Genomic DNA, 12,150 nt, shown 5'->3' with positions numbered 1-12,150 from the left:
TCAGCGCGCCGCCTGCCAGATACGCTGTTGATAATCGCGAATCGAACGATCGGCACTGAAGCGGCCGGTATGCGCCGTGTTGAGAATCGCCGCTTTGGTCCACGCTTCCGGATCGCGCCACAGTGCTTCGACGCGCTGCTGTGCCGCGATGTAGGCGGCGAAATCGGCCAGCACCAGCCACGGATCGCCCTGTTTGCTCAGGCTCTCCAGCAGCGGCGCAAACGCCTGCCGGTCGCCGTCGCTGAATTTGCCCTTTTCCAGCTCCTTCAGTAAACCGTCGAGATAGCGATCGTGCTTACGCAGCTTCTTCGGACTGTAACCGTCGGCCTTCAGTGCTTTTACCTCATCCACCGTGTTGCCGAAGATAAAGATATTTTTCTCACCGACCGCCTCGGCAATCTCCACGTTAGCCCCGTCCAGCGTGCCAATGGTCAGCGCGCCGTTGAGCGCCAATTTCATGTTGCCGGTACCGGAGGCTTCGTAACCGGCCGTGGAGATCTGCTCCGAGAGATCGGCTGCCGGAATCATCAGCTCGGCGGCGGTAATCCGGTAATCCGGCACAAACACCACCTTCAGGCGATCGCCCACCAGCGGGTCGTTGTTGATCACCTCCGCGACTTTATTGATGGCACAGATGATGTTTTTTGCCAGCAAATAGCCGGGCGCCGCCTTGGCGCCAAACAGAAAGACGCGCGGCACGAAGTCGGGATTGTCCGGGTTATCGCGCAGCTGGCGATAGCAGTGCAGGATGTGCAGCAGACTGAGATGCTGGCGTTTGTATTCGTGCAGGCGCTTGATCTGCACATCAAACAGCGCGTCAGGATTGATATCGATGCCGGTCACGCGTTTGATGTACACCGTCAGCCGCAGTTTGTTTTGCTGCTTGATGGTGCGGAACTGCTGGCGAAAACTTTTCTTCTTCGCCAGCGGCGCCAGCCATTCCAGCGCGTCGAGATCGTTGGCCCACTCCATCTGCAGGCTGTCGTCAATCAGCGCGGACAGCAGGGGATTGCACTGCTTCAGCCAGCGCCGCGGCGTAATGCCGTTGGTGACGTTATGAAACTTGTGTGGCCACATCTGGTGATATTCCGGGAACAGATCGTTAACCACCAGCTGCGAGTGCAGCGCTGCCACACCGTTGACGGCGAAACAGCTCACCACGCACAAATTGGCCATGCGCACTTCGCCGTCGCTCACCACCGCCAGCTTGTGCCAGAGGGCGCTGTCATTCGGCCAGCGCTGTTTGACCTGCTGCTTCAGCTGGCGATTGATCTGTTTGATGATTTGCAGATGGCGCGGCAGCAGTTCGCGCAGCAGGCTCGCCGGCCAGCGCTCCAGCGCCTCCGGCATCAGCGTATGGTTGGTATAGGCAAAGGTGCGGCTGGTAATGTGCCAGGCGTCGTCCCAGCTCAGGCTATGCTCATCCAGCAGCAGACGCAGCAGCTCCGGAATAGCGATGGTGGGATGGGTATCGTTGAGCTGAATCACTTCGAAATCCGGCAGCGTATGCAGCGCACGGCCCGCCAGCCGGTGACGACGCAGTATGTCGCTCACCGCGCAGGCGCACTGGAAATACTGCTGCATCAGCCGCAGACGTTTACCTGGCGCATGGTTGTCATTGGGATAGAGCACTTTGGTCAGCTTGTCGGCTTCAATGCCCGGCTGCTCCGCCTGCAGGAACTTCCCGGCGTTAAACAGCGTCAGGTCAAACGGCTGCGCGCTGGTGGCCTGCCACAGGCGCAGCGGCAGCGTGATGCCGTTGCGATAGCCGATTACCGGCAGATCCCAGGCCTGGCCGACCAGCTGCTGTGCCGGACGCCACTCGACGCTGCCATCGTCGCGCTTTTTAACCTTACCGCCCAGCCCCACCGGCACATCCAGCGCCGCGTTGTGGCGGAACCACGGATAGCGATCGCGCTGCCAGTCATCCGGCGCTTCGTGCTGCTGTCCGGCCACAAACGACTGACGAAACAGGCCGTACTGATAGTTGAGGCCGTGCCCCATCGCCGGCTGGCCGACCGTCGCCATCGCATCCATGTAGCAGGCCGCGAGCCGTCCCAGTCCGCCGTTGCCCAGCGCCGGATCGACTTCCTCCTCCAGCAGTTCATTCAGCTCAACCTGGTGCTCTGCCAGCGCGGCGGCCACCTCGTTATACCAGCCGAGATTGAGCAGGTTATTACCGGTCAGCCGGCCGGGCAGAAACTCCATTGAGAGATAATTAACGTGGCGCTGAGCACTTTTCGGCGGCACGGGCGGCTGTTCGGCGAGCAGTTCCATCAGCGCCCGGCTGAGCGCCTGCCACCACTGATGCGGCGTCATCTGCCGGGCGGAAGTCAGTCCGAGCTGCTGCCACTGGCGGGTCAGTGCGGCGTCAAAGCGGGTTTTATTGAATTTTAGCGGCGACATAGTGCATCCCTTTGCATCCGAAACGGTAAACACGGGCAAGCGCAAATCTGAAAGAGTAAGTTAAGCCGCGGACGCTGAAAAAAGCGACAGGGAAATGAAGAAGCAGTGAAAAAAGGCGTGCCGCTGCGGCCTGGTCGCCATCAATGGCGACCCTACAATACGGCACAATGCACTAAGGGTGCGGTTTGGTAAGCATGGCCTGCTGCATCACAGGGTGCGCATTGATGCGCACCTGGGAAATCAGCACAGCTCCAGATGCACTTCGTGCTGTTCAATCACCTTCAGTACGCTTAATGGCGGGGTTTGATCGGTATACAGGTAATCAATCAGGCTCATGTTGCCAAGGTTAACCATGGCGTTACGGCCAAACTTCGAGTGATCCACCACCAGCATCACGCAGCGCGAGTTCTCGATAATGGCGCGTTTGGTGCGCACTTCGTGATAGTCGAACTCCAGCAGCGAACCGTCCATATCAATACCGCTGATGCCGAGAATGCCGTAATCGAGCCGGAACTGAGAGATAAAATCGAGCGTGGCTTCCCCCATAATCCCGCCGTCGCGCGTGCGCACTTCACCGCCGGCGATGATCACGCGGAAATCCGGCTTGCCCATCAGCAAAATCGCCACGTTGAGGTTGTTGGTGACAATACGCAGATTGTTGTGGTTGAGCAGCGCATGCGCCACCGCTTCCGGCGTGGTGCCGATATCAATAAACAGCGTGGCACCGTCCGGGATCTGGCTCGCCACGCGCTCGGCGATGCGTGCCTTTTCCGCCGACCACATCATTTTGCGATCCTGCCACGCGGTGTTTTCCGAGCTGGAAGGCAGCGCCGCGCCGCCGTGATGACGCTGAATTTTGTTTTGATCGGCCAGATCGTTCAGATCGCGCCGGATAGTCTGCGGGCTGACCTCAAAGTGATCCACCAGCTCTTCCGTACTGACATACCCCTGACGCCGGACCAGATCGATAATGGCGTCATGACGTTGCGTCTGCTTCACATCTCTCTCCTCGGCTCAAGGCCGTGTTCTTTTTATCCTGCTACTAGCGACGTGCGCGTTTGCGCGTATCAACGAACGCCATTGCCAGCCCCACCAGCAAACCGGTGACGTGCGCAGCGTTCGCGATCGACAGGCCAAAGGCGCCGTACCAGCCAATCACCAGCCATACAATAGCGAAGCCAATCAGGCCGCGCTCGAGATAAATGCCACTTTCGGGATCGCGCTCGCCGCGCAGCCAGCAGTAGCCCATCAGCGCATAGACCACGCCGGACAGCCCGCCAAACAGCACGCCGCTGAACTTCGCCTGCATCCAGCCGCTCAGCAGCGCTGAAATCAGCATGATAACGAACAGCTTGCCGCTGCCGAGGCGCTTCTCTACCGCACCACCGAGATACCACCACCACATCAGGTTGAACAGAATGTGCAGCAGCGAGAAGTGCAGCAGCGCGTGGCTGAACCAGCGCCACACCTCAAAATATTGTGATGAATCTGCCGGCCAGGCCAGCCAGCCGAGCACCACATCGTCGCCGACGATCTGCATCAGGATAAACACCGCCACGCAGGCGATCATGATGGTCAGCGTGAGCGGGCCCGCGCGTTCGCGAATGTTTGCCCAGATATTGCCACGCTCATAACGCAGACCGCTGTCGGTGGTACCGCTGTGCCAGCTCGCCGCCTGATAGCGTGGATGGTTGGGATCGCGCACGAACTGCGCGAGTTCGTTTTCGACCATCTCCAGCTTGCTGTCGTCATCCAGCACAATGACATAGTGGCTTTCGCGCTCAATACGCAGCGTGACGCCGCGCGTCGCCATGTAATCGACAAACGCCTGCGCCATACGCGGCTGGTTAAACTGGGTGATGCGCATCATGCGGTGCTCTCCTTCCTTTAATCGGTCAATCAGAGGCTGCCGATGGCGACCTGCGTCGGAAACGCCGCGCGCCAGGCATCAAAACCGCCGTCGATGCTGTAGACGTCGCTAAAGCCCTGGCTTAACAGGAACTGCGCCGCGCCTTTACTGCTGTTACCGTGATAGCACATCACCAGCACCGGCTGGTCGTGCCGTGCACCGGCGATAAACGTCGCCAGGTTGTCATTGGTCAGATGTTGCGCACCGGTGGCGTGGCCCATGGCGAAGCTTTGCGGATCGCGGATGTCTACCAGTTGCGCTCCCTGTGCCAGATGCTCGTTAGCCTGCAGGACGTTAATACACTTGAAGGTTTCCATGGGTCTCTCATTACCTCGTCATCAATTGGCGTTAGTTTACCCTGATAAGCCGCCGCTATAACCTGACAAATCCTGTGGGTATGTGATTTTTTTCCTGCCGAAATGTTAGCTATATCACGCAAGAATGTTTTTATTGAGTTAAGCGCTGGCGTCAATGTTGGTTTCCGATTATTATTACGCTCGAAAACGAACATTTTAGAACTATTCCGAACATCGGAGGAGATGACGTGGAAACCAAAGACCTGATCGTGATCGGCGGCGGCATCAACGGTGCCGGCATAGCAGTGGATGCTGCAGGACGCGGCCTGTCAGTGCTAATGCTGGAGGCGCGGGATTTGGCCTGTGCAACCTCCTCTGCCAGTTCCAAGCTGATTCACGGTGGCCTGCGCTATCTGGAACATTACGAATTCCGTCTGGTGGGCGAAGCGCTGGCCGAACGTGAAGTGCTGCTGAAAATGGCGCCGCACATCGCCTTCCCGATGCGTTTCCGTCTGCCACACCGCCCGCATCTGCGTCCGGCGTGGATGATCCGCATGGGCCTGTTTATGTACGATCGCCTCGGTAAGCGCACTACGCTGCCAGGCAGTAAAGGTCTGCGTTTTGGCGCGGAATCGGCCCTGAAGCCTGAAATTACGCGCGGTTTCGAATATTCCGACTGCTGGGTAGACGATGCGCGCATGGTGGTGCTTAACGCGCAGGAAGTGGTGAAACAGGGCGGCGAAGTGCGCACCCGCACCCGCGTAACCCGCGCCTGGCGTGAAGCCGGCCTGTGGATGGTGGAAGCGGAAGACGTCGATACCGGCAAAACCTACACCTGGCGCGCCAAAGGGCTGGTTAACGCCGCCGGTCCCTGGGTGAAACAGTTCTTTGACGATGGCCTGAAGCTGAAATCGCCGTACGGTATTCGCCTGATCAAAGGCAGCCATATCGTGGTGCCGCGCGTGCACACCGAGAAGCAGGCTTACATTCTGCAGAACGAAGATAACCGCATCGTGTTTGTAATTCCGTGGATGGATGAGTTTTCAATCATCGGTACCACCGACGTCGAATACAAAGGCGATCCGAAAAATGTCAAAATCGATGACAATGAAATCAGCTACCTGCTGAAGGTGTATAACGCGCACTTTAAAAAGCAGCTGACCAGCGACGATATCGTCTGGACCTACTCCGGCGTGCGTCCGCTGTGCGATGATGAATCCGATTCACCGCAGGCGATCACCCGTGATTACACACTGGACGTGCACGACGACAACGGCCAGGCACCGCTGCTGTCCGTGTTCGGCGGCAAGCTGACCACCTATCGCAAGCTGGCGGAGCATGCGCTGGAGAAACTGGCGAAATACTACCCCGATGCCGGTCCGGCGTGGACCAAAAACGCCGTGCTGCCAGGCGGTGATTTCTCCGGTACGCGTGAAGATTACGCTGCCAGCCTGCGCCGTCGCTATCCGTTCATCAGCGAAGGCATGGCGCGTCACTTTGCCCGCACCTACGGCAGCCGTACTGAAGTGCTGCTGGAAGGCGCGAAGAGCCGTGAAGATCTGGGTGAAAACTTTGGCCACGAATTCTATGAAGCCGAACTGCGTTATCTGGTGAAACACGAGTGGGTGCGCGAGCTGGACGACGCCATCTGGCGCCGTACCAAACAGGGTATGTGGCTGAGCGAAGCCGAACAGGCGCGCATCCGCGACTGGCTGGCGGAAAACGGCCAGAAACCGGCGCTGTCGCTGGCTTCGTAATCGCCTTAAGCATTGTCCTCAACCCCGCCACCGCGCGGGGTTTTTGTTTTTTCTCTTTTTGTGTTGGCGAGAGGTTATTCACACAAGGTACTGCACCAGATCAATTCTCACCGCTCCGCTTACTGACTAAATAATCCGCGACCGGATTAACGGACTCGTCAGTAACAGGGAGCATCACGCATGGCTTTAGCCACTTTTCCGCTCAATATCTTCACCACACAGCGCATGTTTAATGACTATGGCGCTGACGATATGCGCTACGGCGATATCTGTGAACGCCGGATGAAAAACGAATTCGGCCTCACCCACATTTCCAATGTGGTCGACCCGTGGAGCATGACGCGGCTGCATCCCTTCCATAATCCCCAGTCGCGCTTTGCTGGTGCTTATGCGAAACCTGGCGAAAAGCTTTCACCGCTGGAGTGCGCCAGGCTGCTGTTTGCTGAGATGCAAACCACGTCATTACCCTTCGCGCTTGTTGGCCCGCAACGTTTCCTGATAAATAAGATGCTGGAGCATTTTATGCGCTCCAGCGGCCTGCCGTTTCGGGATTTGTCGCTGGATATGGCATATCGGGACAAAATTATGAACGACAGAAGCATAAACAGTACACACAAAGCCATAATTGATACGCTCAATGTTAATATTGATTATGGTATCAAAGGCCTGCCATTGAAAAATATAGGTGATATTAATTCTGCCATTAATAACTCGATCCTGCCAAAGTTCCATTCATTAATTATGGATAAAATAAATGGTTTAGGCATTACTGTTCATGATGTTTATGCTACCAAAATTGACATATTAAGTCTTGACGTTAATGGTGCGCGCTGGAGGGCAAAAATGCGCTTCAGCGGACAGGATCATTTCGGTCTGGATACGCATGATATTCACAAGCATAAATTCAGACAATTTCAGTTTTTTAAGATAAGGTTCACCTTACAACGTTATGATAAATTTGGCTTTCGTCCTTTTCTGACGAACATGGATGCTGTGATAGATATTGAAGGCGGCCGTTAATGAACAGGAAGACATGGGCAGGATTAATTCTGCTTGTTGCATTAGCCAGTGGCATATACTGCTACCTGAACTTCAGGGAAGTTAACGTTATTGACGTTCACCAGGATTACTATTCTGCATCAATTATCGTCGATCACCTGCCTTATTCTGACGACGAAAAAATAAGGTGGTGGTTGAGTCACCAGCAGCAAATAACATTAAAATACAATATTAAAGCCTTTAATGAAAATGGCTCCATTACCTATTATTTTTATGCATTAGGTGGGGGATATCAGCCATTAGAAAAAAAGGACCGCATTTGCTTTAAGCAAATGCAACCCCCTGCTAATTGCCTTGATAAAAATTTACTGATGAAAATTCAGCGGACGCAGGATGGTGGCGTGATGTTCTCACTGGATTCAGGAAATTACACAGTGAATAAAGACAACGAAATGAGTCAATTGCAGAGGAGCAATTGATACATAGCGCGATAAATCGCGCCGCTACAGTGTGTGCGGTCGATAATGACGAAAGTCACTGCCGCATTTACCGTAGCGGCGCAATTCATTGCGCTAATTAACACGCTAACTTACAGCCCGGCATTGTCACGAATATATTTACGGGCTTTCACTGCATATTCGAATGGGTTAGCGATGGCCGGATCCTGTTCCGCTTCGACCACCATCCAGCCTTTATAGCCGTAATCATCGAGGATTTTGAATACCGGTTTGAAATCGATAACGCCATCGCCTGGTACGGTGAAGGTGCCTTTCTTCACTCCGTCGAGGAACGACAGCGAGTTTGCGCGCACCTCTGCCACCACGCTGTCACGCACATCCTTCAGATGCACGTGGAAAATACGCGGCAGATGCTGGGTCAGCACATCCAGCATCACCTGCTGTGATCCTTCGGAGTAGTAAATGTGGCCGGTGTCGTACAGCAGACCGACGTTATCGTTGGTCATTGCCATAAAACGGTCGATTTCGGCTGGCGTCTGAATGCCGGTGCCCATGTGATGATGCAGCGTCACGCGCATCCCTTTCTGCGCCGCGATCGCCGCCAGTTCGTTGTAACCTTCTGCCGTCAGGCGCCACTCTTCGTCCGTGAAAACCGGCTTCTGCTCCAGCACCGGCAGCGACGTGCCCTGAATGCTTTTGCTCTGTTCCGAGCAGCCAATCACGCGCGCGCCCATGGCGTGCAGGAAATTCATGTGATTGATGAACTGATCGATGGTTTTCGCTTTGTCACCGTTGGCAAAAAAGGTACTAAACCAGGCGTTACAAATCTGAATACCGCGGATATCCAGCATCGGCTTCAGCACCGCCGGATCGCGCGGATACTTGCTGCCCACTTCGCTGCCGGTGAAACCCGCCAGCGCCATTTCGCTGACCGTTTGCTGGAAAGTATTTTCGCTGCCGAGTTCCGGCATGTCGTCGTTGGTCCAGCCAATCGGCGCAATCGCCAGTTTGACGTTCTCTTGGTTCATTTTCAGCTCCCTGATACAGAGAGGCAGCGGTAATCCGCTGCCGTGGATAGGTTTAGCGCACGCGCCTGATTATTTCTGGTAAAACGCCGGACGCGGCGGCATGGCAACGGGCTCAATCGCGCCGCTGGTTTGCGCCTTCAGGCAGGCATCAGCAGCCACCGAGGCGGCAAAGCCATCCCAGGCGGAAGGCCCGCTCAGCTGGCCTGCTTTCACATCATTGATAAACGCCTGCAGCTCAACGTCGTAGGCGTCGATAAAGCGATCTTTCCAGTCGGTCAGCAGCGCGTTGCCAAGGCGGGCATCTTTGCGCATCTGAATCGCCGACGGCTCCGGCAGTCTGGCGATGCCCTCCTCGCCCACCACTTCACACTGAATGTCATAGCCATACGCGCAGTTCACAAAGATCTCCACATCGATGCGGATGCCCTTCTGCGTTTCAAACAGCACGATTTGCGGATCTTTCAGCTTCGCGTGTGACTTTGAGGTCGTGCGCGGGAACACCACCTGCACGCTTTTGTAATCGTCCTCGGTCAGCCAGCGCAGGACATCCAGCTCGTGTATCAGGGTGTTGGTAATAGCCATGTCGGTGGTGTAATTCTCGCCGACGCTCTGATTACGGTGCGCGCAGTGCAGCATCAGCGGCTCGCCGATGTCACCATCGGTGATCACCTTTTTCAGCGCGCGATAGCCGGCATCATACGGGCGCATAAAGCCCACCTGCACCAGACGCTTGCCGTGCGCAATCTCGGCGTCGACAATGCGACGGCAGCCCTCCGCGCTCAGTGCCAGCGGCTTCTCGCAGAACACCGGTTTCCCGGCGGCAATCGCGGCCAGCGTGAACTCTTCATGCGTCGGGTCCCACGAGGTCACCAGCACGGCATCCACTTCCGGCGAGTTAATCACCTGATGGCCATCCTGATACACTTCGGCCTGGATATTCAGCCGCTGCAGCGCCGCGCGTGCACCTTCCACATTGATGTCTGAAACCGCCACCACTTTTGCGCCCTGCAGCACGTTGTTGCAGCGACGAATATGTTCCTGACCAATTGCGCCGGTACCGATTACACCGAGTTTGAGCGTCATAATTACACCTGTAGAGTCGGATAAGTAGGGTAAAACGGGCCGGGCAGCGCCGGCCTGAAAAGGGTTAGTACTTACGCGCCTGTTGAATATGCTGATTGAGCTTGTCGGCCACCTGCTGCGTCCGCTCTGAGGTGGAAGCCTGCGCCACGCCGACGTGCCACCAGCTGAAGTATTTGTGCACCATGGTTTTTGGCAGCACTTTGATGTCAATCAGGGTCGAAACCGTCTGCTGCTGCGCATCTTCCAGCGCCGCCTTCAGCTGCTCCAGCGTGGTGACACGGTAGGTTTTACAGCCGTAGCCGGCGGCTATCGCCGCGAAATCAACCGGCACGAAGCCGCCATCCAGCTTGCCGCCCTGCGGATTACGGAAGCGGAACTCGGTGTTGAAACTGTCCATGCCGTGTTCCATCTGCAGGTTGTTGATGCAGCCATTGGTCATGTTATCCAGCAGGATGACGTTGATTTTCGCCCCTTCCTGAATCGAGGTGACCAGCTCGGAGTGCAGCATCATGAACGAGCCGTCACCCACCATGGCGTAGACTTCGCGCTGCGGCTGTGCCAGCTTCACGCCCAGCGCGGCATTCACTTCGTAACCCATGCACGAGTAGCCGTACTCAACGTGATACGCGTTGTAATCTTTGGTGCGCCATACGCGCTGCAGGTCACCCGGCAGACTGCCGGCGGCGGCGACAATCACCGCATCCTTTGGCAGCTGTTCGTTTAAGGTGCCCAGCACGCTGCTCTGCGTCAGCACCGACTTTGTCAAACGCTCAAACTCGGCGAACAGCGCGGTGCGATCGATGTGGTCAGCGATTTCCGGAATAAAGTCATCGGTGTTGAAAGTGGCGGCGTACACGCGCTGCGTCTCTTTCAGCAGCTTGCTCTGCGCCTGTTCAATCTGGCCACCCCAGTGATTCTCAAAGCCGTTCAGTCCGGCTTCCAGCGCGGTTAATCCTTCGCGTGCATCCGCCAGCAGCTGCACGCCATCCAGCTTGTAGCTGTCGAAGTTGTTGACGTTAATGTTGAGGTAGCTGATTTCCGGATGCTGGAAGATCCATTTTGAAGCCGTAGTGAAATCGGTATAGCGCGTACCAATACCGATCACCAGATCGGCCTCTTTGGCCAGCAGGTTCGCCGCCAGACAGCCGGTTTCACCCACGCCGCCCACATTCAGCGGATGGTCGGAAACGATGGTGCCTTTGCCGGCCTGCGTTTCGGCAAATGGAATATTGAAACGCTCGGCAAAGCTCAGCAGCGCCTGACCGGCATCGGAGTATTTCACGCCGCCACCCACTACAATCAGCGGCTTGCGCTTACGCGCAATCAATGCCAGCGCCGCGTCCAGCTGGGCCGCCGTCGGCAGACGCCGGTCAAGCAAATGCACGCGTTTCTGGAAGAAGTATTCCGGGAAATCCCAGGCTTCGCCCTGCACATCCTGCGGCAGCGCCAGCGTTACCGCCCCGGTTTCCGCCGGATCGGTCAGCACGCGCAGCGCATTGATACAGGCGGTCATCAGCTGTTCCGGACGGCTCACGCGGTCCCAGTATTTACTCACTGCGCGGAAGGCATCGTTGGTGCTGATGCTGAGATCGTGACTCTGCTCGATCTGCTGCAGCACCGGGTCCGGCTGGCGCGTGGCGAACACATCGCCCGGCAGCAGCAGCAGTGGAATCCGGTTGGCTGTTGCCGTGGCTGCCGCGGTAATCATGTTGGCGGCACCCGGTCCGACGGAAGAGGTACAGGCAATGATTTGACGGCGCAGCGACTGCCGGGCAAAACCGATGGCAGCGTGCGCCATACCCTGCTCGTTACGGCCCTGATACACCTGTAAATCGCCGCTGTCCTGCTCCAGCGCCTGGCCGAGGCCGAGCACATTGCCGTGGCCGAAAATAGCAAAGATGCCGTGCACGAATTTGGTTTCAACGCCGTCAACGTTCAGGTACTGGTTATCCAGAAATTTCACCAGCGCCTGTGCGGTAGTCAGTCTGATAGTGCCCATATGCTTCTTCCTTTACATGTGGTACCCGCTCAGGGGGTACGACGCGATTCGGGTCGGCGGTGAAAACGCGCCCGACGCTAAGTGAAACGTGTGGCGATTATAAACAAATGTTTTTTCCATTAAACCTGATTACAGAAGAAACATTTCATTTTGCGATGAAGATCAAATTCGGCGCTGAAACGCGGGCGATGACGGGACGGGATGACAGCAAAGTG

Annotated in this window: 10 protein-coding genes; 3 read left to right on the top strand and 7 right to left on the bottom strand. The window is 56.4% G+C overall.

Going from position 1 to position 12,150, the window contains the following annotated elements; translation table 11 throughout:
• From malP to glpE, 4 genes are all read right to left on the bottom strand, one after another.
• Window positions 1–2,406 carry a maltodextrin phosphorylase gene (malP, locus tag C1Y43_RS20945; protein WP_104189587.1) on the bottom strand — a complete coding sequence of 802 codons (2,406 nt, stop codon included), beginning with the start codon at window positions 2,404–2,406 and terminating at the stop codon, window positions 1–3.
• A gap of 240 nt (window positions 2,407–2,646) precedes the next feature.
• Complete coding sequence (locus C1Y43_RS20940) at window positions 2,647–3,405, bottom strand: DeoR/GlpR family transcriptional regulator (RefSeq protein WP_058759319.1); 759 nt, start codon at window positions 3,403–3,405, stop codon at window positions 2,647–2,649.
• A gap of 43 nt (window positions 3,406–3,448) precedes the next feature.
• A complete protein-coding gene (glpG, locus tag C1Y43_RS20935) occupies window positions 3,449–4,273 on the bottom strand; it encodes a rhomboid family intramembrane serine protease GlpG (protein WP_104189633.1) in 825 nt (274 codons plus the stop codon).
• A 32-nt stretch (window positions 4,274–4,305) separates the two neighbouring features.
• Window positions 4,306–4,632, bottom strand: coding sequence for a thiosulfate sulfurtransferase GlpE (gene glpE, locus C1Y43_RS20930; RefSeq protein ID WP_104189585.1), 327 nt, complete (start codon window positions 4,630–4,632; stop codon window positions 4,306–4,308).
• 227 nt (window positions 4,633–4,859) lie between these two features.
• Here glpE and glpD point away from each other — a divergent pair, with 227 nt between their 5' ends.
• The 3 genes from glpD (at window position 4,860) to C1Y43_RS20910 (ending at window position 7,846) form a co-directional block, all read left to right on the top strand.
• A complete protein-coding gene (gene glpD, locus C1Y43_RS20920) occupies window positions 4,860–6,368 on the top strand; it encodes a glycerol-3-phosphate dehydrogenase (RefSeq protein WP_058759321.1) in 1,509 nt (502 codons plus the stop codon).
• Window positions 6,369–6,548: 180 nt separating this feature from the next.
• Window positions 6,549–7,388, top strand: coding sequence for a DUF3289 family protein (locus C1Y43_RS20915; RefSeq protein ID WP_104189581.1), 840 nt, complete (start codon window positions 6,549–6,551; stop codon window positions 7,386–7,388).
• The gene (locus C1Y43_RS20910; protein ID WP_104189579.1) at window positions 7,388–7,846 is read left to right on the top strand and encodes a DUF943 family protein; all 459 of its coding nucleotides are present in this window, start codon (window positions 7,388–7,390) and stop codon (window positions 7,844–7,846) included. Before C1Y43_RS20915 ends, C1Y43_RS20910 begins: the two co-directional genes overlap by 1 nt.
• Window positions 7,847–7,956: 110 nt before the next feature.
• Here C1Y43_RS20910 and iolE read toward each other — a convergent pair whose 3' ends face one another.
• The 3 genes from iolE to iolD form a co-directional block, all read right to left on the bottom strand.
• Entirely contained in the window at window positions 7,957–8,853 is an 897-nt protein-coding gene (gene iolE, locus C1Y43_RS20905) for a myo-inosose-2 dehydratase (RefSeq protein WP_104189577.1), read from the bottom strand.
• Between the two features lie 69 nt (window positions 8,854–8,922).
• Complete coding sequence (locus C1Y43_RS20900) at window positions 8,923–9,936, bottom strand: Gfo/Idh/MocA family protein (protein ID WP_021507394.1); 1,014 nt, start codon at window positions 9,934–9,936, stop codon at window positions 8,923–8,925.
• Window positions 9,937–10,000: 64 nt separating this feature from the next.
• Entirely contained in the window at window positions 10,001–11,935 is a 1,935-nt protein-coding gene (gene iolD, locus C1Y43_RS20895; RefSeq protein WP_104189576.1) for a 3D-(3,5/4)-trihydroxycyclohexane-1,2-dione acylhydrolase (decyclizing), read from the bottom strand.
• Between the last annotated feature and the right edge of the window lie 215 nt (window positions 11,936–12,150).

It is taken from the genome of Pantoea sp. ICBG 828 (genome assembly GCF_002928355.1).
In the GTDB taxonomy this organism is placed as follows: domain Bacteria; phylum Pseudomonadota; class Gammaproteobacteria; order Enterobacterales; family Enterobacteriaceae; genus Pantoea; species Pantoea dispersa.
Note: the sequence above shows the minus strand (reverse complement) of the source record. Positions and strands in the feature narration are given on the sequence as shown.